This window comes from Flavobacterium sp. (genome assembly GCF_024642105.1).
GTDB lineage: Bacteria > Bacteroidota > Bacteroidia > Flavobacteriales > Flavobacteriaceae > Flavobacterium.
This window is the reverse complement of record NZ_JAHEBT010000052.1, coordinates 460,020-485,091: the sequence shown is the minus strand read 5'-3', so window position 1 is coordinate 485,091 and position 25,072 is coordinate 460,020. Positions and strand designations below refer to the sequence as shown.

Genomic DNA, 25,072 nt, shown 5'->3' with positions numbered 1-25,072 from the left:
AAAAAGCCCTCCGAAAGAGGGCTTTTTTAACTATAAATAGATTCTATTATTCTATTTCAGAAACTCTTAAAGTATTTACCATTCCTTTGTCAGTAATAGGCATCGCTGCTAAGTTGATTAAGAAATCACCTTTTTCAACATATCCCTTTTGTCTTGCCATTTCATTTACATCGGTTACCGTGTCATCAGTACTAACCGATTTAGCATAGTAGAAAGATTTAACTCCCCATAACAAGTTCAATTGAGTTAAGATTCGTTTGTTTGATGTAAAAACTAAAATATGAGCTGATGGTCTCCAAGAAGAAATTTGGAAAGCAGTATATCCACTATTAGTTAATGTACAAATCGCTTTTGCTTTGATCACATTAGCCATTTGTGCTGCGTGTTGACAGATTGTTTTAGTAATAAAACGATTCGTTCTAACTTGTGGCGTGTTTTGAGGCACTTTGATTAGCGGAGAATCTTCTACTGCTTCAATGATTTGAGTCATTTTTTGAATAACCTGAACAGGATAATTTCCTGCTGCTGTTTCTCCAGAAAGCATTACTGCATCAGCACCATCCATAACCGAGTTAGCTACGTCGTTTACTTCAGCACGAGTTGGAGTTAAACTAGTAATCATCGTTTCCATCATTTGTGTTGCTACAATAACTGGGATACGAGCTGTTTTAGCTCTTACGATTAATTCTTTTTGTACCAATGGTACTTCATGAGCAGGAAGTTCAACCCCTAAATCTCCACGAGCTACCATTAAAGCGTCGCAATAAGCTACAATTTTGTCCATATTCTCTAATGCTTCTGGCATTTCGATTTTGGCAACAATTGGAATTTTAAATTCGGAATGCTCAGCGATTAATTCTTGAAGGTCTTGTAAGTCTCTTGGTGTTTTTACGAATGAAAGTGCAATCCAATCTACTTGTTGTCCAATAGCAAAAATAGCATCTGCAATATCTTTTTCAGTCAATGCCGGAAGTGAAATTTTAGTATTTGGAAGGTTAACTCCTTTTTTAGATTTCAATTCACCACCTTGGATAACTTTAGCAACTACCTCAGTATTTTTGTCAGTTGAAACAATTTCGAAAATCAATTTTCCATCATCTAACAAAATTCTTTCCCCCGGATTTACATCGTTTGGAAAGTTTTGGTATTTCATGAAAACTCTGTCTTTTGTTCCAATGATATCTTCGGCTGTAGTAAAAGTGATTAAATCACCATCGTTTACTACTACACCTTCTTCCATAACTCCTACACGAAGTTTAGGCCCTTGTAAGTCGGCTAATATTCCTGTTGTATAACCGTATTCTTCGTTGATACTACGGATAGCGTTAATTCGTTCTTTAACATCATTATAATCGGCATGCGAAAAATTTATTCTAAACACATTAACTCCTGCCTCAATCATGTCTTTGATGATCTCTCTAGTGCTGCATGCAGGTCCAAGTGTGGCTACAATTTTTGTTTTCTTGTTTGTTTTAAGCATTTCTATTAAAAAATTAAATTGTTTTTAGATTTTATGGTTTCTGTGTCCACTACATAAACGGTAGATAGACTTTTAATGGTTTTTAGTTTTCTTATAATGTCAGTGATTTTTACGTCATCTTCATCGCTTTCAATTTTTAAAAAATAATCCACCTTTTTCAATTCGGGAAGTAAAAACACTTTTGTGGCCACTTCCTGAGAACTGTTTGAAAATAAATCTTGGTTTATTATTTCTTTTTGTCCAATAACCTCATTTTTGTTCTGAATCAGATTCCAAGAAATGAAATTATCTTCGTCATTAAAGTAAAATCTTGAAAATTGGGTTTCACCTTCCTTAATGCTAATGTGAATTTCCTCTTTACTTTTACTTAAATTGATTGGAAGGTGTTGATTGATAAAATAAGCCAATCGGTAATCTTCCAATGTAGTATGAATGGCAATTAGATAATAATCTATTTCGTCGAAATCGTCAAGATCTAATTTATGAATAGCCATTTCATCACAAAATAAGGTGTAAATATACTATTTCTAATTTAGCTTGTAGCCTGAAACCTGCGTTGATTTTGTTAAATTATCAACGAAAACGTTATAGATTGGAGAAAATCGTATTATTTTTTATCTATTTTTTCTTGAAATGCAAAATAGGCACGTTGAGATGCTTTTTCTTCTGCTTTCTTTTTGGAAGTAGCTCTGGCTTTGGCAATTACTTTTTCGTCAATACTTAATTTAACGCCAAAAAGTCGTTCCCCGTCAATGCCATTATCTTCAAAAATATCATAATGAAATTGTCTTTTTTCTTTTTGACACCATTCGATAACTAAGCTTTTGTAGCTAATTACTTTACCTTCTAGTCGAGCAATGTCAACATAAGGAGTAATAACTCTTTTTTGAATGAATTTTTTGCAGAATTCGTATCCTTTATCCAAATAAATTGCACCTACTAAGGACTCAAATATGTTTCCATGTATGTTGTCTCCAAAGTGTTGAACGGGTACTTTACTTTCAACAAATTGAACTAGATTTAAGTCTTTACCTAGTTCGTTTAAATGCTCTCTACTGACAATTTTGGAACGCATTTTAGTTAAGTAACCTTCGTCACCAGTTGGCGCTTCATTGAAAAGGTGTGCAGCAATCACCGCGCTTAACATGGCGTCACCCAAAAATTCTAAACGCTCGTAATTAATAGGATTGCCCACTTCGTCTAAAATATTAGAGGAACGATGCGTGAATGCTTTTTTATAAAAATCAATGTTTTTAGGTGCAAATCCTAAGATTTTTTCGATAGCGCCAAAAAAAATCCCGTCTTCAAGAGAACGGGATTTCGAAAATATTTTTCTAATAATACGCATAGTACTATTTTAGATGTCTAATTTTTTAACCAATACACAGGCATTGTGTCCACCAAAACCAAAAGTATTACTCATCAATACTTTAACATCTCTTTTTTGAGCTACGTTAAAAGTGAAGTTTAATTTTGGATCGATACTTTCATCGTCTGTGAAATGATTGATTGTTGGAGGAATAATTCCGTATTTCAAAGAAAGAATAGACGAAATAGTTTCAATTGCTCCAGCAGCACCTAAAAGGTGACCTGTCATTGATTTAGTTGAATTCAAGTTCATAGTGTAAGCGTGATCGCCAAAAACTTGTTCGATGGCTTTAGACTCGGCTAAATCACCTAATGGAGTTGAAGTTCCGTGCATATTTACACCGTCAACATCTGTAGGTTTTAAACCCGCATCTCTCAAACAGTTCAACATTACATTTCTTGCACCTAATCCTTCTGGATGTGGTGCTGTAATATGATACGCATCAGCTGACATTCCGCCTCCGCCAATTTCACAATAAATTTTAGCGCCACGAGCTACTGCATGTTCATATTCTTCTAATATTAAGGCTCCAGCTCCTTCGCCAAGTACAAATCCGTCACGGTCTTTGTCCATTGGTCTTGAAGCAGTTTTCGGATCGTCATTTCTAGTAGAAAGGGCGTGCATGGCGTTAAATCCACCCATACCAGCAATAGTTACTGCAGCTTCAGAACCACCAGTTACCATTACATCGGCATGGCCTAAACGAATATAATTAAATGCGTCAATAATTGCATTTGTTGATGATGCACATGCTGAAACAGTTCCAAAATTAGGGCCTCTAAAACCGTATTTTATAGAAATGTGTCCGCAAGCAATATCACCAATCATTTTTGGGATAAAAAATGGATTGAATTTTGGAGTTCCATCGCCAGCAGCAAAATTCAACACTTCAATTTGAAATGTTTCTAGTCCGCCAATTCCTGATCCCCAGATCACTCCTGCACGATCTTTGTCTAATTTTTCTAAATCAAAATTAGCATCGTTCATTGCTTCTGTTGAAGAAACTACTGCATATTGCGCGTAGCGATCCATTTTTCGAGCTTCTTTTCGATCAATAAAATCTTCAACGTTGAAGTTCTTCAATTCACAAGCAAATTGCGTTTTGAATTTTGAAGCATCAAAATAAGTGATAGGAGCAGCACCACTAACGCCGTTAATTAGTCCGTCCCAATATTCTTGAATGTTATTTCCAATAGGAGTTAATGCTCCTAAACCTGTAACAACTACGCGACGTAATTCCATAGCTTCTGTATTTTTATCTTTAAACAAACAAAACCCACGATTTCTTTTTTGTATTAGTATTACAAAAGAGCTGTGGGTGCTGAATTATATATGTGTTTTTGATTGAAATTCAATCATGTATTAAATTTAAGAAAAATAATAACACCCGAGTACAAAAAGTATCGGGTGTTTTAGTATTATTTTTTAGCTTCCTCGATGTAAGAGATTGCTTGACCTACAGTAGCAATGTTTTCTGCTTGATCGTCTGGAATTTGAATATCAAATTCTTTTTCGAATTCCATGATAAGCTCTACAGTGTCTAAGGAGTCAGCTCCTAAATCGTTAGTGAAGCTTGCTTCTGTTACAACTTCGTTTTCGTCAACACCTAATTTGTCTACGATAATCGCTTTTACTCTTGATGCAATGTCTGACATAATCTTTAATTTTAGAATTTAATTTGTTGGCAAAAATAAAAAACTTTATTTTAAAACAACTATTTAGTTAATAAATGTGCGAACGAAAATATAAAATTTATTTTAACAAAGGTTTAAGAATGCTATTTTTTTCCGTTTTTTATCCCTTTTTTTGCATACTAAATAGGTTGAAAACATGATAAAAATTGTAATTTTTGCTTCTGGTTCGGGTACTAATGCGGAAAATATTATTCGCTATTTTAAGGCAACGAAAACAGCTTCGGTAGAAGCAGTATTTACTAATAAAGCTGATGCTCAAGTGATACAGCGCGCTGAAAAGTACCAAGTCCCATCTCAAGTTTTTTCCAAAAACGATTTAGAAACAGGAAAAGTACTACAAGAAATTAATACAATTCAACCCGATTTAATTGTGCTCGCCGGGTTTTTATTAAAATTCCCAGAAACAATCGTGGCCGCTTATCCTGATAAAATAATTAATATTCATCCTGCTTTATTGCCTAAATACGGAGGTAAAGGCATGTATGGAATGCATGTACACCGTGCTGTAGTTGAAAATAAAGAGTCTAAAACAGGAATTACCATTCATTATGTCAATGAAAATTACGATGAAGGAAATGTTATTTTTCAAAAAGAAGTAACGGTTTTAATTAGCGATACTCCAGAAGTAGTTGCTGCTAAAATTCATGAATTGGAACAAGACCATTTTCCAGTAGTGATTGAAAAATTGATAACTAACGGATAGTCAGTAACGATCTGAGTCCTATCACTTATAACTTTCTAAACCAATAACCCCATAACCTTACAATGTTACATCAAGTACATATTTATACCGATGGTGCTGCCAAGGGCAATCCAGGACCTGGAGGCTATGGTGTAGTTATGGAATGGGTGGGGCAACCGTACAAAAAAGAATTCTACGAAGGTTTTCGACATACTACTAATAACAGAATGGAATTATTGGCAGTAATTGTCGGTCTCGAAAAATTAAAAAATCCTAACACCAAAGTTCTTGTAGTTTCTGATTCTAAATATGTGGTGGATTCAGTAGAAAAAAAATGGGTTTTTGGTTGGGAAAAAAAAGGTTTTGTGGGTAAAAAAAATCCCGATTTGTGGAAACGATTTTTATTGATTTACAAAAAGCATCAAGTCGATTTTAAATGGATCAAAGGCCATAATAACCATCCTCAAAACGAGCGTTGCGATGCATTAGCAGTTATGGCTTCAACTCAAAAACAACTTTCGGTGGATGAATTCTACGAAAAAGAAGACCAAAAGCTGTTGTAATAGTACAATTTAGAGGATGTAAAATTCTCTTCACTTTGCCTCTTTGAACCTTTGCAACTCTAAAACTTATAAACTATCTTTGCCCCTTAATTTCGAAACTAAAATAATGAACAAATTATTGATTGTTGGAACGGTTGCTTTCGACGCTATTGAAACTCCGTTTGGTAAAACAGATAAAATTTTAGGTGGTGCTGGAACTTATATTGGTCTTTCGGCTTCTTTTTTCAATTTGCAATCGGCTATTGTTTCAGTAGTTGGAGACGATTTTCCACAAGAATATTTGGATTTATTGACTGCTCGAAATATTGACATTTCAGGTCTTGAAGTGGTAAAAGGAGGTAAAACCTTCTTTTGGAGTGGTTTGTACCACAACGATTTGAACTCAAGAGACACTTTGGCTACAGAACTAAATGTTTTGGCTGATTTCCAACCTAAAGTACCTCAAAACTTCAAGGATGCTGATGTGGTGATGTTGGGTAACCTACATCCATTGGTGCAAAGCAGTGTTTTGGACCAAATGGAAGTAAAACCTAAGTTAGTTGTTTTAGACACAATGAACTTTTGGATGGACTGTGCCTTACCAGAATTATTGGACGTGATGAAACGTATCGACGTAATCACAATTAATGATGAGGAAGCGAGACAACTTTCGGGAGAATATTCATTAGTGAAAGCAGCGGCTAAAATCCATACGATGGGACCTAAATATGTGGTAATCAAAAAAGGAGAACACGGCGCATTATTATTTCACAATGAGAATGTGTTTTTTGCACCGGCGTTGCCTTTAGAAGAAGTTTTTGACCCAACAGGAGCGGGAGATACTTTTGCAGGTGGGTTCACAGGATTTATTGCACAAAGCGAAAACGTATCGTTTGAAAATATGAAAAACGCAGTAATCTATGGTTCCAATTTGGCTTCGTTCTGCGTGGAGAAATTTGGAACAGAAAGAATGCTTGCGTTAGACAAAAAAGAAGTGGTGTCTAGATTGCAACAATTCAAATCATTGACACAATTTGATATCGAATTATAATAACCTATGCCTCGAAATTTTCGGGGCATTTTTTATAAAAATATAATGAACCATTCAGAACTTAATGATACTTAATTTCTTAATGGTTAAAATAAAACAATTTAAATTGTTTAAAAAATAACAGTAACAATACTCCAATTATAATAACACAATGAGCGACGCTTTACAACACGAATGTGGGATAGCCTTAGTGAGGCTTTTGAAACCGCTTGAATACTACAAAGAAAAATACGGAACGGCTTTTTACGGGATACAAAAAATGTACCTTATGATGGAAAAGCAGCACAACCGCGGACAAGACGGAGCTGGTTTTGCTAGTATTAAGTTTGATGTAGAACCAGGTCAGCGATACATTAGTCGTGTACGTTCTAATGCTTCACAACCCATTCAGGATGTGTTTGCTCAAATCAATGAGCGAATTAATGAAGAGATGACGAATCATCCAGAATATGCTGATGATGTAGCTTTACAAAAAGAGAATATTCCGTATTTGGGTGAATTGTTTTTAGGTCACGTTCGTTATGGAACATTTGGTAAAAATAGTATCGAAAGTGTTCATCCTTTCTTACGTCAAAGTAATTGGATGCATCGAAACTTGATTTTGGCAGGAAATTTTAACATGACTAATGTTAAAGAATTATTTCAAAATCTAATTGAATTGGGTCAGCATCCCAAAGAAATGGCAGATACCGTTACGGTGATGGAAAAAATAGGCCATTTTTTGGATAAGGAAGTAATGCAATTGTACCAAGAATGCAAAGAAATGGGCTTGAATAAAAGAGAAGCTTCTCCAGTAATTGCAGACCGTTTAGATATAGCCAAAATTTTGACTCGTTCGTCTAAAAATTTAGATGGAGGGTATGCTATGGCAGGACTTTTAGGACATGGAGATGCCTTTGTATTTAGAGATCCAGCAGGAATTAGACCGGCTTATTATTACCAAGATGATGAGGTAGTGGTGGTAGCTTCTGAACGACCAGTTATTCAAACTGTTTTCAATGTTCCTTTTGAAAGTGTTCAAGAAATTGATCCAGGAAGTGCCTTAATTATTAAAAAAGGCGGAGGCATTGCGATGAAGCAAATCTTGACACCAATAACCAAAAAAGCATGTTCATTTGAACGTATTTATTTCTCAAGAGGAAGTGATGCAGAGATTTATCAGGAAAGAAAAAATTTAGGAAAATTAATTTTGCCATCGGTTTTAAAAGCCATTGATCAAGATACAGATAATACCGTGTTTTCGTATATTCCGAATACAGCCGAAACTTCCTTTTACGGATTGGTTGAGGCGGCTCAGGATTTCTTGAACCAAAGAAAAAATGATTATATTCTTAAGAACAGAAATACCTTAACAGAGCAAACCTTACAAGAGCTTTTAAAAGTCAAAATTCGTACAGAGAAAGTAGCTATTAAAGATGCTAAACTCAGAACGTTTATTACCGAAGATAGCAGTCGTGACGATTTAGTGGCTCACGTCTATGATGTGACGTATGGAGTGATAAAACCAACGGATAATTTGGTTATTATTGACGATAGTATTGTTCGAGGGACTACTTTGAAAATGAGTATAATCAAAATGATGGATCGTTTGAAACCAAAACGTATTGTGATTGTATCTTCGGCACCACAAATTCGTTATCCAGATTGTTACGGAATTGATATGGCAAAACTAGAAGGGTTAGTTGCCTTTAGAGCTGCTCTAGAATTACTGAAAGAGCGTAATTTATACCATGTTGTTGACGAAGTGTATGCCAAGTGTAAAGCACAAGAAAATTTCATAGATGCTGAGGTGGTTAATTATGTTACGGCTATTTATGCACCGTTTACTCCAGAAGAAATCTCAGATAAAATTGCAGAGATGTTGAGTTCTCCAGAAATTAATGCTGAAGTAAAAATTATTTTCCAAACCGTAGAGGATTTGCATATTGCTTGTCCTAAAAATTTAGGGGATTGGTATTTTACAGGAGATTATCCAACACCAGGAGGTAACCGAGTAGTAAATCGTGCTTTTATGAATTTCTACGAAGGAAAAGACGCTAGGGCGTATTAAAAAAATAAGAAAGTACTTTTATCGAGTATTTAGGTTGTTTGTCTAAATAAATTGATTTGCGGGAATTACAGGTATACATTTACACTACCATTTACATTAGTAGGTTGAGTTTATGGTAGATTTGGGGCAAAAGAGGAGGAAGCAATTCCTCCTCTTTTATTTTTGTACCCTTTCAAAATAAGCTGTTCTTGAACTCGAATACGAATCCAAAAATCTTTAGGAAAAGATCAATCCTCGAATCTGCGGTAAAAAGTTACAAAATAAGATTGCCTCGTCGTTCCTCCTCGCAATGGAAGGCATAAAAAAATCCGCTGAGGTTATCAGCGGATTTTTAATTTTTATTTGAAAGATTATTTGTCTAAAACAAAACGTCTTGTTACTTCCGTCCAATTGATTACATTAAAGAAAGCTTCGATATAATCAGGTCTTCTGTTTTGGTAGTGTAAATAGTAAGCGTGTTCCCACACATCCATTCCAAGGATTGGTGTTCCACCACAACCTACTTCTGGCATTAATGGATTATCTTGATTTGGTGTTCCACAGATGTCTAATTTGCCTCCTTTGTGTACACACAACCAAGCCCATCCTGAACCAAATTGAGTTGCGCCTGCTTTAGCAAATTTAGCTTTGAATTCTTCAAAAGTTCCAAAAGAAGCTTCGATAGCCTCTAATAATTCGCCAGTTGGTAAACCACCACCGTTTGGAGTCATTACTGACCAAAACAAATTGTGATTGTAAAAACCACCACCGTTGTTACGAACAGCTGCATTGGTTTTGTCTAAATTAATCAAAATATTTTCGATTGTTTTTCCTTCTAAATCAGTTCCTGCAATAGCTGCATTCAAGTTAGTAGTATACGCATTGTGGTGTTTTGTATGGTGAATTTCCATAGTGCGTGCATCAATGTGCGGTTCTAACGCATCGTAAGCGTAAGGTAATGGTGCTAATTCAAAAGCCATGATATAATTGTTTTAAGTGAAAATTAAAAAGTGACTTCAAAATTAGGCATTTAACTTCAAATAGAAAACGCAATTGTGTTATAATTTTATTAAAAGGTCTTTTGGAGTGTACGGAATGGCATTAAAAACTACAATTTATAAATTGACTTTTTGTTTTGAGATAGCACAAATCCTTTGTTTTGTATTAAAGTGTAAGTAGTATTTTTCCAAATATTTTTTGACATGCGAATCAAGATTACACCCTGTTTTTCGTCTTTTAAAAAAATTTCAGCTTTCGATTGGTCTTTGTTAAAAAGGATTGCGGCTGTGTAATTGCCTTTTGTAGCAATTTCTTTCAGTTGGATTTTTTGTTCAAACGTGCGAATGCATTCTTTTTTCAGTTCAGAATAAGTATATCCTGCTGAGGCGATGCAGCCGTGGGCATCTTTGTCGCCTCCTACTTTGGGTTGTGTTTGTTGGGCAAAAATCGCTGAGGTTCCAGCGAATAATATGATAGCGAATAAGGTTTTAGTTTTCATTGGGATTTGGGTAATTAATAAATTTAAATATAATTTTTTATTTCTAAGAATCTGCCATTGCCATGCAAACAATACTAATTTTCGCCCCAGGAATTTTCAACAGAGCTTTGGCACAAACTTCTAACGTAGCTCCAGTGGTAATGACATCATCAATCAAAAGGAAGTGTTTGTTATGGTCGCTTTCGGTGAATTTAACATCAAAAATAGTATCAATTCCTTCGGTTCTGCCCAAACGATTTTTTTGAGATTGGGTTTTGGAATACACTTGGCGAAATAAAATCTCATTATTGATTGGAATCTGTAATGATTTAGCTAGTGCATTTCCAAATTGACTGACTTGATTGTATCCTCTTTCACGTAACTTTTTGGGATGTAAAGGAACAGGAATAATAGAATCCACATTTTGAAGTTGTTGGTGGCTTTTTAATTCTTCAGCATACCATTCGCCTAAAGCGGTTCCAATGGCTTCTTGTCCGCGGTATTTTAAACTATGAATCAATTCTTGTACGATCCCTTTTTTATGAAAATACAATAAAGCAGAAACGTGTTCGACAGGGATTCGCCCATAAAATTTCTTAAACGCTTCGTTTTCAGAATTCAAATGGTGTTGGGTAAGCGGAATTTCGTGTCGGCATTTTGTGCAAATTACGTTTTCGTTGGCAATCAAAACAGTTTTGCAACCCGCGCAAATAGGCGGGAAAAATAAATAAAGGAGGCTTTTGAACATACGATTTGGGTTAGGAAACATAAAAATAAGAAAATCAGCGATTCAAACTTTAACTATTTTCTTTTTTTTAAGGACACTTTTTATATTTTTGCAGTACTATGGCAAAACAAGAAGATTTATTTAAGAATGTCGTTTCGCATGCAAAAGAGTACGGATTTATTTTTCCGTCAAGCGAAATATACGATGGATTGAGTGCAGTATATGATTATGCACAAAACGGAGTTGAATTAAAGAAAAATATTCGCGAATATTGGTGGAAATCAATGGTTCAGATGAACGAAAATATCGTTGGATTGGACGCGGCCATTTTGATGCACCCTACCACTTGGAAAGCATCAGGTCATGTTGACGCTTTTAATGATCCATTGATTGATAACAAAGATTCAAAAAGAAGATATAGAGCCGATGTTTTGATTGAAGATTATGCTGAAAAGCTCAATCAAAAAGCCATCAAAGAAATCGAAAAAGCACGTGTGCGTTTTGGGGATGCGTTTAACGAACAAGAGTTTGTGACCACCAATGCCCGTGTGATGGAATACAAAGCGAAGGAAAGAGAAATTCTGGAAAGAATGGCTCGTTCTTTAGGGAATGAAGATTTAGAGGATGTAAAAGCTTTAATCGAGGAGTTAGAAATTGCTTGTCCAGAGTCAGGATCAAGAAACTGGACTGAAGTACGTCAATTCAACTTGATGTTTGGGACTAAACTAGGCGCTTCTGCAGATTCGGCTATGGATTTGTACTTACGTCCAGAAACCGCACAAGGAATTTTCGTTAATTTCTTGAACGTTCAAAAATCAGGAAGAATGAAAGTGCCTTTTGGAATTGCACAAACTGGAAAAGCCTTTAGAAACGAAATTGTAGCAAGACAATTTATCTTCCGTATGCGTGAGTTTGAACAAATGGAAATGCAATTTTTTGTACGTCCAGGCGAAGAAATGAAATGGTACGAACATTGGAAAGCTACCCGTTTAAAATGGCATTTGTCTTTAGGATTAGGAAAAGAAAGATACCGTTTTCACGATCACGAAAAATTAGCGCATTACGCCAATGCAGCTGCCGATATCGAATTTGATTTTCCTTTTGGATTGAAAGAATTAGAAGGAATTCACTCGCGTACCGATTTCGATTTGAAAGCACACGAACACTATTCAGGTAGAAAATTACAGTATTTTGATGCTGAATTGAACCAAAATTATGTGCCGTATGTAGTAGAAACTTCGGTGGGATTAGACAGAATGTTCTTGGCGGTTTTTGCTACTTCATTAAAAGAAGAAACTTTAGAAGACGGTTCTACACGAACAGTATTGAGTTTGCCAGCGGTATTAGCACCAACCAAAGCAGCTATTTTGCCATTGGTTAAAAAAGATGGATTGCCAGAAATTGCGCATCAAATTATTGCCGATTTGAAATGGGATTTCAATGTGACTTATGATGAAAAAGATGCAGTAGGAAGACGTTATAGAAGACAAGATGCCTTAGGAACTCCTTTCTGTATTACTGTGGATCATCAAACTATCGAAGACCAAACGGTGACTATTCGTCATAGAGATAGCATGAAACAAGATCGTGTTAAAATTGCCGATTTGAAAGCTATTATCGAAAACGAAGTATCGATGAAAAATTGGTTGATGAAAATGAACGACTAAAACACGATTTCGGATAGTCGAAATACCATATAAAAAAGTTCCAAATTCAATTGAGTTTGGGACTTTTTTTATTTTTAAAATTGGTAACCGATACCGATACCGCCGCGTCCAACAAATTCCATTCGATTGACATTGTCTTCTTTGTAAAATAGATTTCTACCAATTCCAGTGCTAATCTCAAATAACACCCCAGATTTAGTTACCCATTTACCGCCTAAGCTAAATCCTAATGCTAAATCGGTAACTTTTGCTTCTCGTAATGCAACATAACTCATACTTTCAAGTGTATAAGCAATCGTTTTGTAATTATTTACCATTCCAAATCCTTCTATAAAAAAACCTGCTGCTCTTTTTTTTCCAAAATAAATACGGTAGTAAGGAGTTACGCTGAATTTCCTGTCAATATCTTTATCATAGGCTATAAAAGCACTAATACCATAACTAGTATCATGATTAATATACTCTTCGTAAGTAAAGTCTAAAGCACCAACAAGAAGTAAAATTGCATTTCCTTTTAGTTCGTATTGTTTAAAAATGGGTTTTTTTTCGTCCTGAGTAAAACCAATTAAAGAGGAAGATAGACAAAGAATAATTAAAATTTTTCTCATGTATGATTGGGTTTGATGAATAATAATGGGTTAAAAATATATAAATATTTTTAATTATCAGAAATTACTTCGTTATTTTGTATTTGCTATCGTCTATTCTAGATAGAATTATTCTGCTATAGCATTCCAGCCTCTGGCTTTTAATGGAATTTTAGTATTGGCACGGGTCACTAAATGAATACCTTCACTTTCTTGGGTCATGTGACCAATAATAGAGAAGTTAGGATTTCCTTTTATTTTGTCAAAATCCTCCATTGCAATAGTGAACAATAATTCGTAATCTTCGCCACCATTAATTGCCACCGTAGTGCTGTCAATGTCAAATTCTTCACACACATTGATGAATTGAGGGTCTAAAGGCAATTTGTCTTCGTATAAATTACATCCTACTTTTGATTGTTTGCACAAATGGATAATCTCAGACGACAATCCGTCAGAAATATCAATCATGGAAGTAGGTTTGATTTCCAAAGCGTGCAATAAAGTACGAACGTCTTTTCGGGCCTCTGGTTTCAATTGTCTCTCAATCAAATAGGTATAAGCGTCCAAATCAGGTTGCGAATTGGGGTTAACCAAAAACACTTGTTTCTCTCTTTCTAAGACTTGCAATCCCATATACGCTGCGCCAATGTCACCTGTTACTACTAATAAATCGGTTGATTTGGCTCCGTTTCTATACGTTAATTCGGCTTCATCAGCTTCGCCAATCGCGGTAATTGAAATAATTAATCCCTTTTGTGATGAGGTGGTATCACCACCAATAACATCCACTTTATATTCATTAGCAGCCAAAGTGATACCTTCAAATAATTCTTCTAAGGCTTCCAAAGGAAAACGATTGGAAACCGCAATAGAAACTGTGATTTGTGTGGCTTTGGCATTCATAGCACAGATATCGGACACATTTGTAACCACTGCTTTGTAACCCAAATGTTTCAAGGGCATATAGGCCAAATCAAAATGGACTCCTTCCACCAACATATCGGTTGAAACCACTACTTTTTTGTCTTTAAAATCCAAGACTGCAGCATCGTCTCCAATTCCTTTCAGTGTAGAAGGTTGTGCGATGGTAAAATTTTTGGTCAAGTGATCAATCAATCCGAATTCGCCTAATTGCGAAATGCTGGTGCGTTGTGGGTTTTTATCTTCAATCATAGTGGAGTAGCAAAGTTTAAGGGGCAAATATACAAAGTTTTTGTACGGCTATTTGCCAATTTTTTTGCATCTTTATAGATATAAAATCCGTTAAAAATGGAAAAATTCAATATTGTTACGCTTACAGTAAATCCTGCCTTAGATAAAAGTGCACATTTCAGAGGGTTGGTTCCCGAACAAAAAATACGTTGCGAAAATCCTCAATTTGATGCGGGTGGCGGCGGAATTAATGTGTCTAAAGCTATTGCGCGTTTAGAAGGAAAATCCAAAGCTATTTTTACTTCGGGTGGCGCTACGGGTGAAATGATTGAAAATTTGATGACTGAAGAAAATATAGCATTTGAAACAATTCCGATTCAGACTTGGACTCGCGAAAGTTTTGTTGCGGTTGATGACAATACTAATTTGCAATACCGATTTGGTTTCAAAGGCGCAGCGATTACTTTGGAAGAAAAAGAAAATATTCTTCAAATAGTTCGTCAATTGCATTGTGACTATTTAGTGGTTAGTGGAAGTTTGAACGAAGGGTTACCTGCCGATTTTTACAAACAAATTGCTCAAATTGCCAAGCAATCAAAAATTAAATTAGTGGTCGATGCCTATGGAGATGCGTTGAAAAATGTGTTGGAAGAAGGGGTGTATATGATTAAGCCCAATGTAGGCGAATTGGCTAAACTAATTGGGGTAGACCGACTCGAAATGGAAGAGGTTAATCAAGCAGCCAAACAAATTATTGCTCAAGGTGGTGCTGAATTGGTGGCGGTTTCACTAGGACCGCAAGGAGCAGTTTTGGTTACCAAAGACAGTTATGATTTTGTGCCTGCTCCAAATGTTGTGAAGCGAAGTACAGTAGGTGCGGGCGATAGTATGGTGGGTGGAATGGTTTGGGCGCTTTCGCAAAATAAAAGCCTGAAAGAAGCCATTCGCTGGGGAGTGGCTTGTGGCTCTGCGGCAACCATGAATGAAGGGACTAAATTATTTCAATTACACGATGCGAAGCGTTTGTTTGAGTGGCTGAAGGATAAATAAAATGATTTTTATTTTGAACGTTTCTTCCAAATTTCTGGATTTCTTGAAGTGTGAAAAACAGCGTATACAGTAATTATTTTTTTATTTTCATCAATAATATAATGGATTAAAAAAGGAAATTTTTCGATTTTTCTACAACGGATATCATTGTATTTTATTGAAAAAACAAAAGGGTTTTTCTTTAAGGAATTAATGCTTTTTATAGTTTGAATTTTGTAGCGATTTCCTAAACCTTTTAATTGTAATTCATACCATTCTATAGCTTCTTGAATATCTTTAAAAGCATCAATGTCAATTTTTAAAACCCAATTCAAAACTATAATTCTTTAGAAACATCATCCCAATTTAGAAGTCTTTCGGGATTTTTTTTCGATTTTGAGAGGCGATTTAATACCAATTTTTGATGTTCAGTTGGAATTTCAGTTTCTTCATTCCAGATAACATCATTTACTTTTAAACGATCTTTTGGAGACAATAGTTTTATTGCCTCAAGAATTTCGTTCAGATTAAATGGAGTAGGTATTTTTAAAGTTTCCATGAATCAAATTTAGTAAAATATTCGTTTCAAAAGTAAAAAACCCAACAACTTTCGTTATTGGGTTGTAACTTCGTATATCGTACTTCGTAAATCGTAAATTGTTAATCATTCAATTTCAATACCGCCATAAATGCTTCTTGCGGAATCTCTACGTTTCCTACTTGGCGCATACGTTTTTTACCTTTTTTCTGTTTTTCCAATAATTTACGTTTACGTGAAATATCTCCTCCGTAACATTTAGCCGTAACGTCTTTACGCAAGGCTTTGATGGTTTCACGTGCGATGATTTTAGCTCCAATAGCTGCTTGAATTGGAATATCAAACTGCTGTCTCGGAATCAACTCGCGTAATTTTTCGGTCATTTTTTTACCAATATTATACGCATTATCTTCATGAATCAATGCGGAAAGCGCATCTACTGTTTGTGCATTCAAAAGCACATCTAATTTTACCAATTTAGAAGTACGCATTCCAATAGGTGAATAATCGAAAGACGCATACCCTTTAGAAACCGTTTTCAAACGATCGTAAAAATCAAATACAATTTCGGCCAATGGCATATCAAAATTCAACTCTACTCGTTCAGTAGTTAAATAGGTTTGGTTGGTGATTAAACCTCGTTTTTCAATACACAAACTCATTACGTTTCCTACGAAATCAGCTTTGGTGATGATAGTTGCTTTGATATACGGTTCTTCTACTCGGTCTAATTTGGAAGGTTCAGGCAAATCAGAAGGGTTATTCACTATAAGTGGGGTTTCCGGATCTTTTTTGGTGTAAGCTAAATACGAAACGTTAGGAACTGTAGTAATAACCGTCATGTCGAATTCACGTTCTAAACGCTCTTGAATAATTTCCATGTGCAACATTCCTAAGAATCCACAACGGAAACCAAATCCTAAAGCCGCTGAACTTTCTGCTGCAAAAACTAATGAAGCATCGTTCAACTGCAATTTTTCCATAGAAGCACGTAAGTCTTCATAATCTTCGGTGTCAACGGGATAAATTCCGGCAAAAACCATTGGTTTTACATCCTCGAATCCAGTAATCATATTTTTGGTTGGGTCTTTGGCGTCTGTCAAAGTATCTCCCACTTTTACTTCTTTTGCTTCTTTAATCCCCGAAATTAAATAGCCAACATCTCCTGCCGAAATTACTTGTTTCGGAACTTGATTTAATTTTAGCGTACCAATTTCATCTGCAAAATATTCACTGCCTGTAGCCATGAACTTGATTTTTTGCCCTTTTTTAATTTCGCCATTAATCACACGAAAAATAACTTCAATTCCGCGGAAAGGATTGTACACCGAGTCAAAGATTAATGCCTGTAAAGGTTCGTCTTTGTTTCCTTTTGGTGCCGGAATTTTTTCGATAATGGCAGCTAGAATATTTTCTACACCAAAACCTGTTTTTCCTGAAGCGTGAATAATATCTTCTAGTTTACAACCCAATAAATCAATAATATCGTCGCTCACCTCTTCTGGGTTGGCGCTAGGTAAATCTACTTTATTCAAAACTGGAATAATTTCCAAGTCGTTTTCCAAAGCCAAATACAAATTAGAAATAGTTTGCGCCTGAATACTTTGCGCTGCATCTACAATCAACAAAGCGCCTTCGCAAGCAGCAATACTTCTTGAAACCTCATACGAAAAATCTACGTGTCCCGGAGTGTCAATCAAGTTCAAGATGTACTCTTCGCCTTTGTAGGTATATTCCATCTGAATGGCATGACTTTTAATGGTAATTCCACGTTCGCGCTCCAAGTCCATATTGTCTAACAATTGCGCTTTTTCTTCACGAGCGGTTACGGTTTGGGTTGCGCCAAGTAATCGGTCAGCAAGCGTACTTTTTCCGTGGTCAATGTGGGCAATTATGCAAAAATTTCTAATGTGTTTCATTATTCACTTTCAATATCAAGTTCAAAATATAAATAGCAATTAGGTATCGCTATTAATCTGCAAATATAGGGTAAAACTTTGGAAACTACTTCTTATTAAACTAGTAACGAATCAATAAAAGTTCACTTAATACAAGTTGCTCTTTTCTTTAGTTAAAACTTTTACTATTTAATTTTTTTCAAACCATTAAGTTATAAAGAAAATTAAGGCTTAATGTTCCTTAATAACTTAATGGTTTAGAAGTAAAAAATGTAAAATCTAATTTTTCTATCTTTGCCAAAAAAATAGCACTTTGATCAAGATTGGCAACATAGAATTACCTGATTTTCCTTTACTACTCGCACCGATGGAAGACGTGAGCGATCCGCCGTTCCGTAGACTGTGTAAAACACACGGAGCCGATATGATGTATTCGGAATTTATTTCTTCAGAAGGGTTAATTCGCGATGCCATCAAGAGCCGTCAAAAATTGGATATTTTTGATTACGAGCGTCCTGTTGGAATCCAAATTTTTGGTGGTGATGAAGAAGCGATGGCGTTGTCGTCTAAAATTGTTTCGACCGTCCATCCCGATTTGATTGACATTAATTTTGGTTGTCCTGTAAAAAAAGTAGTGAGCAAAGGCGCTGGAGCAGGTGTGTTGAAAGACGTCGATTTAATGGTGCGTTTGACCAAAGCGGTAATTGATAGTACCAATTTACCCGTAACGGTAAAAACCCGTTTGGGTTGGGATGAAAGTTCTATCAATATCGATGAGGTAGCCGAGCGTTTACAAGATATTGGGGTACAAGCTTTATCAATTCATGCACGAACACGCGCGCAAATGTACAAGGGTCATTCCGATTGGACGCACATTGCTCGTGTGAAAAACAATCCTAGAATTACAATGCCTATTTTTGGAAACGGCGATATCGATTCGCCTGAAAAAGCCTTGCATTATAAAAATGAATACGGTATTGATGGTATCATGATTGGTCGTGCTGCTATTGGGTATCCTTGGATTTTTAACGAAATCAAACATTACTTGAAAACCGGCGAACATTTGCCAACACCAACGGTTATTGACCGAGTAGAAGCGGCAAGAAACCACTTAATTTGGTCGATGGAATGGAAAGGCGAACGTTTGGGAATTGTAGAAATGCGCCGTCATTACACGAATTACTTTAAAGGCATTCATTCGTTCAAAGACTACAAACAAAAATTAGTTACAACGGATGAGATAGACGATTTGTTTAGTGTGATGAAAGAAATCGAAGAGGTGTATGTGGGTTATGAGTTTGTGTAAGACTCTACTCTAATAACTTCATAACCAAATTCTTTTGTAAATAAATTATTAAAAGAATAGTAATTTATTATGTCTTTTTATTTGTCTATTGTTAACTTTTGAGATAACTTTGCTAAATGAATAGAGAGATTATATTTTACGAAAATCATTTTATTGAATTTTACCAAAATCAAGATGAAAAGGTAAAAGAGAAAATAAAATATGTTCTCGAATTAATTAAACAAGTTGAAAAAGTGCCTGAAAAGTTTTTAAAACATCTTACAGGTACTAATGGGCTTTATAAAATTAGAATTGAATATCAGTCCAATATTTTTAGAATATTTTGCTGTTTTGATAAAGGAAGGTTAGTGGTTCTTTTTCAAGGTTTTCAGAAAAAAACTCAAAAGACGCCGAAAAATGAATTGGAAAAAGCTACAATTTTAATGAAAGAATATTTTCAACACAAAAATCAAGATCATGAAAGACTATAAAAACATCACTACCTTTAACCAATTAATAGAGGTTGAACACGGAAAAATTGGCACTGAATCAAGAAATAGTTACGAAGAAAAATCTCAAATGTTTATTATTAGTGAAATGCTTAAAGAAGCAAGAAAAGAAGCTAAAATTACTCAAGAAGAATTAGCCGAGAAAACAGGAACTAAAAAAAGTTATATTTCTAGAATAGAAAATGGCAGAGGAAATATTCAACTTTCAACATTAATCAGAATTTTCGAAATTGGATTAAACAAAAAAATCGGATTAACATTTTTGTAAAAAATCGGATTTACTCTAACAATTTCTTACTCACACGACTACTCGCTATTAACGAAGCGATAAAACCAAGCGAGATAATTGTTCCCAACACAATCAAAACATTTTCTACAGTAAACACTACTGGATAGGCCAGTGTAGGTGTAATCATAATCAATTGAAACTGCTGTTGTAACACTACAATTCCAATTCCTAAAATCAATCCGATTCCCCCACCAAAAACACTTAACAAAGTACCTTGAAGCAAGAATATTTTGCGTAAATCTTTGATTTCGACACCCAAGTTGAACAAGGTTTTCAAATTTCCCTTTTTGTCTAGAATCATCATGATCAGCGCGCCAATTAAGTTGAAAAGTGCTACTACAATTACCAAAGTAAAAATTAAGTAGACTGCTATATTTTCGGTATTCAGCATTTTATAAAGCGATTCGTTCAGTTGCGCTCTATTTTTAACGGTGATCGTATTTTTGAAAATGGTTTGTAAGTGTTCGATAATGGCTTTTTCGTTGATTCCTTTCTGAATTTTGATTTCCAATCCCGACACTTGATTGGGTTGGTATTCTAACAATTCTTGGGCAAGACCCAAATCAGCAAAAACATATTTGGAATCCAAATCTTCGTTGATGGTATAAATTCCAATGGGCAATAAATCCGATTGATTGAAGGCTTGTTCGGGATTTTCGATAGCACCCTTCCCGGGTTTTGGAACAAAAACCTGCAATGGTCTGTTGAAGTCCAATAACCCCATGGAGAATTTCTGTGCAATGCCATAACCCACCACTACTTGGTTAGTATTCGGAGCGAGCCATTGTCCGTTAAAAAGATTTTTTTCTATGGGGTTGACTTTAGTAAACAAAGAGTCAATACCTTTTAAATAAGTCACTTCTTGTTTGCCATCAAAGGTAAAAAGTACCCGCTCTTCAATAATTTTGGAATACGAAACGAGTCCGTCAATTTGTTTGATTTGGCGCTCTTGTTCGGGTGTAATCACAAGCGATTTCCCTAAAGTCGAGTTGAGTTTCAAGTCAGGGTCCATCGCATTGGTAAACGAAAGACTAAATTCTTTCAATCCACTAAAAACGGATAACACCACAAAAAGTGCCAGTGCGCCAATAATAATTCCCATACTAGCAATACGATTAATGATGTTAATAGCATTGTTTTTGCTAGTACTGATGCTGTATCGTTTGGCTATATAAAGAGGGAAGTTCAATTTAAGATTGTCTGCGTTTTTCTAAAAGATCTCTGTTTTCAATCGGATTATCGCGGTTGGCTAAGGCCTTGTCAATCTTCTCAATATAATCCAAAGAATCGTCAATAAAGAAAACCAAATTAGGCACTTTACGCAATTGCAAACGCACACGTTGCGACAAATCGTGTTTGATTAAAGTAGAATTGGACTTGATTGCTACTAAAGTTTCTTGCGCTTTCTCCTGAGGAAAAATGCTTAAATATACCGTTGCAACAGATAAATCTGAAGTCACAGCGACTTTGGATACGGAAATAATCAAATTGGTTATTCCATTTTTTCTCACTTCACCTTGCAGGATATCCACCAAATCTTTTTGGATTACCCCACCTATTTTTTTCTGTCTATTTGTTTCCATGATGCAAAAATACTACTTTTAAACTTTATTCGAACAAATTTTAAATCGAACCAAAATTTCGAGAAGCTATTCCTGCTTTACGCTATATCTTTCCTGCCGAACCCCGGCAGCAAAGGATGCCGCTTCAATCAGGGCTAGGAGTTTCGTTTTCAATACCCGAATAGAATTATAAACCCAAATGATGCAAAGACACTCCTTTTCGATTTACGACGCTTCAGCCGGTTCTGGAAAAACCTACGCCTTGGTCAAAGAATATTTAAAAATTATCTTGACCTCGCCCAAAAATGATGCGTATCGAAATATTTTAGCGATTACGTTTACCAACAAGGCGGTACACGAAATGAAAAGCCGTATTGTGGGGAGTTTATCAGCATTTGCTACAGAAAATCCGTCGTCAAAACACCAAGATTTGATGCAAGACTTGTCGGTGGATACGGGACTTTCCATTATCCAAATTAAAACCAAGTCGCAACAAATCATCAAGCATATTATTCATAATTATGCGGCTTTTGACATTTCGACCATCGATAAATTTACACACAAAGTGATTCGTGCTTTTGCACACGATTTAAATTTACCCATGACATTTGAAGTGTCTTTGGATACCGAAAATTTATTGATTGAAGCTGTAGATGCCATCATTGCTCAGGCTGGCGAAGATGAGATTCTGACTAATTTGTTGGTCGATTTCACCATGGAAAAAACAGATGATGATAAATCTTGGGATATTTCGCGCGAAATTCTAGAAACTGGAAAATTAGTTCTGAATGAAAACAACCGAAATGAAATCACTCATTTTCAAGACAAATCCATTACTGAATTTCTCGAAATCAAGAAAAAACTCGCAGATGTTTGTGACGAATTAGAAAAAGAAACGATTGTTTTAGGAAATGAAGCCGCAACTTTAATTGCGCAAAACGGCATTGATGTAAAGTCATTTTCGCGAGGCACTTTTCCGAATCATATCATAAGTATTCAAGAAGGACGTTTCAACTCAAAGAACAAAATGTTCAAGGAAGTGGATGATATTGCCATCAATAAAACGGCAACTGACCGCGCAGTAATTGAAAGTATTATTCCTGATTTGTTAGCCGTTTTGTCAAAAGTGTACGCCTTATTTGAAAAGATTTATTTTTATAAAGCGTTCTTAAAAAATATTACGCCTTTGTCGTTGTTGAATACAGTCAGCAATGAATTGGCTAAAATCCAACAAGAACAAAATATCTTATCCATTACCGAATTCAATGCTTTAATTCATCGAGAAATTCAAAACCAACCTGCTCCTTTTATTTATGAGCGTTTGGGCGAACGCTACCGTCATTTTTTTATTGACGAGTTTCAAGATACCTCGGAGATGCAATGGCAAAATTTGATTCCGCTTATTGATAATGCCCTTTCGGGTCAAGATGAATACGGAGACAAAGGTACTTTGATGATTGTGGGCGACCCCAAACAGTCTATTTATCGTTGGCGCGGTGGAAAAGCCGAACAATTTATTGAGTTGAGTAAAGATCAAAATCCGTTCAATAATCCGGATAAGAAATTGACCCAACTGGAGTACAATTACCGTTCGCATTCCCAAATTATTGAATTCAATAATAGCTTCTTTAAGTTATTGGCCAATGAATTTCAGCATCCTGATTACAAAGATTTGTATGAAAATCACAGTCACCAAAAAGTGAATACTAAAACGGGAGGCTATGTCAATATTTCATTTCTTCCTGAAACGGGCGAATCGGAAGGTGAAGCTTTGGACAAAACCGAAATGTATGTACAAGCTACTTTGGACACCATCAATACAGTGCTCGAAAAAGGCTTTGAATACAAAGATATTGTCATCTTGACTCGCAAACGCGGACAAGGAATTGCGGTAGCTAATTATTTAACAGAACAAGGAGTTCCTCTTTTGTCGTCTGAAACCTTGATGATTCAAAATGCGACCGAAGTCCGTTTTATTATTCATTTGTTGAAATACCTAAAAAACAGCTCCGATATTGATGCCAAAGCCCATTTTTTACATTATTTAGCTTTGCACGCTCAAGACCAACTCCCAGTGCATGATTTTATTGCCAAAGGCAAAGAGTTGGCTCAAGAAACCGAATTCGAAAATTGGTTGTTGCAATTTAATTTGGACTTATCATTCCAAAACCTCCGTAAAAAGTCCTTATATGAAGCGGTAGAGATTATTGTGAGTAAGTTTCTCGACCCAGCGCTTCGCGCCTCTAGTTATGTGCAATATTTTCTAGACATTGTATTGGAAAGAGATATTCGCAATCAGGCGGGAGTGGCTGATTTTTTGGATTTTTGGGACAAAAGTGCCGAGAAATTCAGCATTCCATCTCCAGAAGGTACCAATGCAGTCCGAATTATGACCATCCACAAATCGAAAGGATTGGAATTTCCAGTGGTCATTATGCCTTTTGCAGAAGAAGATTACAGCCGAAAACCCAAAGATAAATTATGGTTGAATGCCGAGGAAGCAACCGTGGGTTTGCCTAAGGTTCTGATTGACAATAGTAGTGCGGTAGAAGGATTTGGCGAAAATGCTCGGGAATTGTACACCATTAAAAAACAAGAAGAATTACTAGATAATATTAACGTGCTGTATGTTGCCTTAACACGAGCCGAAGAGCAATTGTATATTATTTCAAGTAAAAATCTGTCGGGCAAAGGCGAAGTGCCGAAGAATAATATGTGTGCTTTTTTTATCAATTATTTAATAGCTCAAGGAATATATAAAGAAGATATGTTAGAATATGAGTTGGGGAACTCAGCAAAATTATCCTCGGAAGAAAAACATGAAGATAGCTCTAAAATCATTCCTTTTGTGGCTGAAGTGCTGAATCCAAAGAATATCAAAATTGCACAACGAGAAGCAGTAATGTGGGGAACGCACCAACAAGAAGCTATTGAATACGGGAATGTTATTCACGAAATTTTATCATTTGTAAAAACTAAAAATGATGTTGATTTAGCCATTACTAAAGCACTTGAAAATGGACTTATAGCGCCAAGTCAAAAAGAGATAGTACTTCAAACAATTTTTGAAATTGTAGAACATGAAGAACTAAAGAAGCATTTTGCACCTGGAAATCAAGTGTTGAATGAACAAACCATCATTCAAAAACAGGGTCGAATTATAAAACCGGATCGAATGGTTGTTACTTCTGACAATAGTGTTTTTCTTTTAGATTATAAAACAGGTACTCCTAATTCAAAATATGAACAACAATTAGAAAATTACCAAAAAGCTATTGAAGATATCGGTTATAAGGTAGTTGAAAAAGTCATAATTTATATTGGAATTCAAATAGTTGTATGTAAATTATAGGGATTAGTAGGAATTATATTGGTTTTGTACATGATTTAAACAATAAATCAGGGAGGTTTAGAAGGTTAAAAAGGAAATAAGCTGAATTTTATTGATAAATGTTTTGCTTTTCTAAAATATGATTCTATTTTTGTTAAGAAATATGAAATT

Annotated in this window: 25 protein-coding genes; 10 read left to right on the top strand and 15 right to left on the bottom strand. The window is 35.4% G+C overall.

The features are described 5' to 3' along the window. Nucleotides 1–46 precede the first annotated feature (46 nt). From pyk to Q0L65_RS07680, 5 genes are all read right to left on the bottom strand, one after another. Nucleotides 47–1,480: a pyruvate kinase gene (gene pyk, locus Q0L65_RS07700; RefSeq protein WP_296684994.1), complete on the bottom strand. Its 1,434-nt coding sequence runs from the start codon at nucleotides 1,478–1,480 to the stop codon at nucleotides 47–49. A gap of 5 nt (nucleotides 1,481–1,485) precedes the next feature. After that, entirely contained in the window at nucleotides 1,486–1,974 is a 489-nt protein-coding gene (locus Q0L65_RS07695) for an IPExxxVDY family protein (protein WP_296684992.1), read from the bottom strand. 113 nt (nucleotides 1,975–2,087) lie between these two features. Beyond that, nucleotides 2,088–2,828: a ribonuclease III gene (gene rnc, locus Q0L65_RS07690; protein ID WP_296684991.1), complete on the bottom strand. Its 741-nt coding sequence runs from the start codon at nucleotides 2,826–2,828 to the stop codon at nucleotides 2,088–2,090. A 9-nt stretch (nucleotides 2,829–2,837) separates the two neighbouring features. Next, a complete protein-coding gene (gene fabF, locus Q0L65_RS07685; protein ID WP_296684989.1) occupies nucleotides 2,838–4,091 on the bottom strand; it encodes a beta-ketoacyl-ACP synthase II in 1,254 nt (417 codons plus the stop codon). A 176-nt stretch (nucleotides 4,092–4,267) separates the two neighbouring features. Beyond that, nucleotides 4,268–4,504 (bottom strand): acyl carrier protein, encoded by a 237-nt coding sequence (locus Q0L65_RS07680; RefSeq protein WP_007137004.1) that lies wholly within the window; start codon nucleotides 4,502–4,504, stop codon nucleotides 4,268–4,270. A gap of 175 nt (nucleotides 4,505–4,679) precedes the next feature. Between Q0L65_RS07680 and purN the strand changes: the two genes are divergently transcribed. The 4 genes from purN (at nucleotide 4,680) to Q0L65_RS07660 (ending at nucleotide 8,868) form a co-directional block, all read left to right on the top strand. Beyond that, entirely contained in the window at nucleotides 4,680–5,246 is a 567-nt protein-coding gene (gene purN / locus Q0L65_RS07675) for a phosphoribosylglycinamide formyltransferase (protein ID WP_296684987.1), read from the top strand. A gap of 62 nt (nucleotides 5,247–5,308) precedes the next feature. Beyond that, nucleotides 5,309–5,788 carry a ribonuclease HI gene (gene rnhA, locus Q0L65_RS07670; RefSeq protein WP_296684986.1) on the top strand — a complete coding sequence of 160 codons (480 nt, stop codon included), beginning with the start codon at nucleotides 5,309–5,311 and terminating at the stop codon, nucleotides 5,786–5,788. A gap of 106 nt (nucleotides 5,789–5,894) precedes the next feature. Further along, on the top strand, nucleotides 5,895–6,818 hold the full coding sequence (locus tag Q0L65_RS07665; protein WP_296684984.1) for a PfkB family carbohydrate kinase: 924 nt from the start codon (nucleotides 5,895–5,897) through the stop codon (nucleotides 6,816–6,818). 151 nt (nucleotides 6,819–6,969) lie between these two features. Next, a complete protein-coding gene (locus tag Q0L65_RS07660) occupies nucleotides 6,970–8,868 on the top strand; it encodes an amidophosphoribosyltransferase (protein WP_296684983.1) in 1,899 nt (632 codons plus the stop codon). A 350-nt stretch (nucleotides 8,869–9,218) separates the two neighbouring features. On the opposite strand, the gene Q0L65_RS07655 is transcribed toward Q0L65_RS07660, so the two are convergent. From Q0L65_RS07655 to Q0L65_RS07645, 3 genes are all read right to left on the bottom strand, one after another. Then, nucleotides 9,219–9,827, bottom strand: a complete 609-nt coding sequence (locus tag Q0L65_RS07655) for a superoxide dismutase (RefSeq protein WP_296684981.1) — start codon at nucleotides 9,825–9,827, stop codon at nucleotides 9,219–9,221. A 128-nt stretch (nucleotides 9,828–9,955) separates the two neighbouring features. Beyond that, nucleotides 9,956–10,345 (bottom strand): hypothetical protein, encoded by a 390-nt coding sequence (locus Q0L65_RS07650; RefSeq protein WP_296684980.1) that lies wholly within the window; start codon nucleotides 10,343–10,345, stop codon nucleotides 9,956–9,958. Nucleotides 10,346–10,388: 43 nt separating this feature from the next. After that, nucleotides 10,389–11,072: a ComF family protein gene (locus Q0L65_RS07645; RefSeq protein WP_296684978.1), complete on the bottom strand. Its 684-nt coding sequence runs from the start codon at nucleotides 11,070–11,072 to the stop codon at nucleotides 10,389–10,391. A gap of 98 nt (nucleotides 11,073–11,170) precedes the next feature. Here Q0L65_RS07645 and Q0L65_RS07640 point away from each other — a divergent pair, with 98 nt between their 5' ends. Beyond that, nucleotides 11,171–12,718: a glycine--tRNA ligase gene (locus tag Q0L65_RS07640; RefSeq protein ID WP_296684977.1), complete on the top strand. Its 1,548-nt coding sequence runs from the start codon at nucleotides 11,171–11,173 to the stop codon at nucleotides 12,716–12,718. Nucleotides 12,719–12,792: 74 nt separating this feature from the next. Here Q0L65_RS07640 and Q0L65_RS07635 read toward each other — a convergent pair whose 3' ends face one another. Beyond that, complete coding sequence (locus tag Q0L65_RS07635) at nucleotides 12,793–13,326, bottom strand: DUF3575 domain-containing protein (protein ID WP_296684975.1); 534 nt, start codon at nucleotides 13,324–13,326, stop codon at nucleotides 12,793–12,795. 108 nt (nucleotides 13,327–13,434) lie between these two features. Then, nucleotides 13,435–14,481, bottom strand: a complete 1,047-nt coding sequence (thiL, locus tag Q0L65_RS07630) for a thiamine-phosphate kinase (protein ID WP_296684974.1) — start codon at nucleotides 14,479–14,481, stop codon at nucleotides 13,435–13,437. A 96-nt stretch (nucleotides 14,482–14,577) separates the two neighbouring features. On the opposite strand from thiL, the gene Q0L65_RS07625 reads away from it, so the two are divergent. Then, entirely contained in the window at nucleotides 14,578–15,510 is a 933-nt protein-coding gene (locus Q0L65_RS07625; protein ID WP_296684972.1) for a 1-phosphofructokinase family hexose kinase, read from the top strand. Nucleotides 15,511–15,518: 8 nt separating this feature from the next. Here the strand turns inward: Q0L65_RS07625 and Q0L65_RS07620 are convergent, their stop codons facing one another. From Q0L65_RS07620 to lepA, 3 genes are all read right to left on the bottom strand, one after another. Then, entirely contained in the window at nucleotides 15,519–15,824 is a 306-nt protein-coding gene (locus tag Q0L65_RS07620) for a type II toxin-antitoxin system RelE/ParE family toxin (RefSeq protein ID WP_296684971.1), read from the bottom strand. A gap of 2 nt (nucleotides 15,825–15,826) precedes the next feature. Continuing rightward, nucleotides 15,827–16,048 carry a hypothetical protein gene (locus tag Q0L65_RS07615; RefSeq protein ID WP_296684969.1) on the bottom strand — a complete coding sequence of 74 codons (222 nt, stop codon included), beginning with the start codon at nucleotides 16,046–16,048 and terminating at the stop codon, nucleotides 15,827–15,829. Between the two features lie 101 nt (nucleotides 16,049–16,149). Further along, entirely contained in the window at nucleotides 16,150–17,946 is a 1,797-nt protein-coding gene (gene lepA, locus Q0L65_RS07610; RefSeq protein WP_296684967.1) for a translation elongation factor 4, read from the bottom strand. Between the two features lie 292 nt (nucleotides 17,947–18,238). Between lepA and dusB the strand changes: the two genes are divergently transcribed. From dusB to Q0L65_RS07595, 3 genes are all read left to right on the top strand, one after another. Beyond that, nucleotides 18,239–19,231, top strand: a complete 993-nt coding sequence (gene dusB / locus Q0L65_RS07605) for a tRNA dihydrouridine synthase DusB (protein WP_296684966.1) — start codon at nucleotides 18,239–18,241, stop codon at nucleotides 19,229–19,231. Nucleotides 19,232–19,347: 116 nt separating this feature from the next. Next, nucleotides 19,348–19,701, top strand: a complete 354-nt coding sequence (locus Q0L65_RS07600) for a type II toxin-antitoxin system RelE/ParE family toxin (RefSeq protein WP_296684964.1) — start codon at nucleotides 19,348–19,350, stop codon at nucleotides 19,699–19,701. Beyond that, nucleotides 19,688–19,987, top strand: a complete 300-nt coding sequence (locus tag Q0L65_RS07595) for a helix-turn-helix transcriptional regulator (protein WP_296684963.1) — start codon at nucleotides 19,688–19,690, stop codon at nucleotides 19,985–19,987. Before Q0L65_RS07600 ends, Q0L65_RS07595 begins: the two co-directional genes overlap by 14 nt. 10 nt (nucleotides 19,988–19,997) lie before the next feature. Here the strand turns inward: Q0L65_RS07595 and Q0L65_RS07590 are convergent, their stop codons facing one another. Together Q0L65_RS07590 and rbfA are read right to left on the bottom strand one after the other, a co-directional pair. Continuing rightward, entirely contained in the window at nucleotides 19,998–21,197 is a 1,200-nt protein-coding gene (locus tag Q0L65_RS07590; protein WP_296684961.1) for an FtsX-like permease family protein, read from the bottom strand. A gap of 1 nt (nucleotide 21,198) precedes the next feature. Then, complete coding sequence (gene rbfA / locus Q0L65_RS07585) at nucleotides 21,199–21,591, bottom strand: 30S ribosome-binding factor RbfA (protein ID WP_296684960.1); 393 nt, start codon at nucleotides 21,589–21,591, stop codon at nucleotides 21,199–21,201. Nucleotides 21,592–21,772: 181 nt separating this feature from the next. On the opposite strand from rbfA, the gene Q0L65_RS07580 reads away from it, so the two are divergent. Continuing rightward, a complete protein-coding gene (locus tag Q0L65_RS07580) occupies nucleotides 21,773–24,922 on the top strand; it encodes a UvrD-helicase domain-containing protein (RefSeq protein ID WP_296685207.1) in 3,150 nt (1,049 codons plus the stop codon). Nucleotides 24,923–25,072 lie beyond the last annotated feature (150 nt).

What these genes read in the sequence shown, in the direction of transcription:
- pyk (WP_296684994.1), bottom strand. Translation starts at nt 1,480, where the DNA reads ATGCTTAAAACAAACAAGAAAACAAAAATTGTAGCCACACTTGGACCT.
- Q0L65_RS07665 (WP_296684984.1), top strand. Translation starts at nt 5,895, where the DNA reads ATGAACAAATTATTGATTGTTGGAACGGTTGCTTTCGACGCTATTGAA.
- Q0L65_RS07595 (WP_296684963.1), top strand. Translation starts at nt 19,688, where the DNA reads ATGAAAGACTATAAAAACATCACTACCTTTAACCAATTAATAGAGGTT.
- Q0L65_RS07680 (WP_007137004.1), bottom strand. Translation starts at nt 4,504, where the DNA reads ATGTCAGACATTGCATCAAGAGTAAAAGCGATTATCGTAGACAAATTA.
- rnc (WP_296684991.1), bottom strand. Translation starts at nt 2,828, where the DNA reads ATGCGTATTATTAGAAAAATATTTTCGAAATCCCGTTCTCTTGAAGAC.
- Q0L65_RS07660 (WP_296684983.1), top strand. Translation starts at nt 6,970, where the DNA reads ATGAGCGACGCTTTACAACACGAATGTGGGATAGCCTTAGTGAGGCTT.
- Q0L65_RS07600 (WP_296684964.1), top strand. Translation starts at nt 19,348, where the DNA reads ATGAATAGAGAGATTATATTTTACGAAAATCATTTTATTGAATTTTAC.
- thiL (WP_296684974.1), bottom strand. Translation starts at nt 14,481, where the DNA reads ATGATTGAAGATAAAAACCCACAACGCACCAGCATTTCGCAATTAGGC.
- Q0L65_RS07645 (WP_296684978.1), bottom strand. Translation starts at nt 11,072, where the DNA reads ATGTTCAAAAGCCTCCTTTATTTATTTTTCCCGCCTATTTGCGCGGGT.
- Q0L65_RS07650 (WP_296684980.1), bottom strand. Translation starts at nt 10,345, where the DNA reads ATGAAAACTAAAACCTTATTCGCTATCATATTATTCGCTGGAACCTCA.
- Q0L65_RS07615 (WP_296684969.1), bottom strand. Translation starts at nt 16,048, where the DNA reads ATGGAAACTTTAAAAATACCTACTCCATTTAATCTGAACGAAATTCTT.
- Q0L65_RS07695 (WP_296684992.1), bottom strand. Translation starts at nt 1,974, where the DNA reads ATGGCTATTCATAAATTAGATCTTGACGATTTCGACGAAATAGATTAT.
- fabF (WP_296684989.1), bottom strand. Translation starts at nt 4,091, where the DNA reads ATGGAATTACGTCGCGTAGTTGTTACAGGTTTAGGAGCATTAACTCCT.
- Q0L65_RS07580 (WP_296685207.1), top strand. Translation starts at nt 21,773, where the DNA reads ATGCAAAGACACTCCTTTTCGATTTACGACGCTTCAGCCGGTTCTGGA.
- lepA (WP_296684967.1), bottom strand. Translation starts at nt 17,946, where the DNA reads ATGAAACACATTAGAAATTTTTGCATAATTGCCCACATTGACCACGGA.
- rbfA (WP_296684960.1), bottom strand. Translation starts at nt 21,591, where the DNA reads ATGGAAACAAATAGACAGAAAAAAATAGGTGGGGTAATCCAAAAAGAT.
- rnhA (WP_296684986.1), top strand. Translation starts at nt 5,309, where the DNA reads ATGTTACATCAAGTACATATTTATACCGATGGTGCTGCCAAGGGCAAT.
- Q0L65_RS07625 (WP_296684972.1), top strand. Translation starts at nt 14,578, where the DNA reads ATGGAAAAATTCAATATTGTTACGCTTACAGTAAATCCTGCCTTAGAT.
- Q0L65_RS07635 (WP_296684975.1), bottom strand. Translation starts at nt 13,326, where the DNA reads ATGAGAAAAATTTTAATTATTCTTTGTCTATCTTCCTCTTTAATTGGT.
- Q0L65_RS07655 (WP_296684981.1), bottom strand. Translation starts at nt 9,827, where the DNA reads ATGGCTTTTGAATTAGCACCATTACCTTACGCTTACGATGCGTTAGAA.
- Q0L65_RS07640 (WP_296684977.1), top strand. Translation starts at nt 11,171, where the DNA reads ATGGCAAAACAAGAAGATTTATTTAAGAATGTCGTTTCGCATGCAAAA.
- purN (WP_296684987.1), top strand. Translation starts at nt 4,680, where the DNA reads ATGATAAAAATTGTAATTTTTGCTTCTGGTTCGGGTACTAATGCGGAA.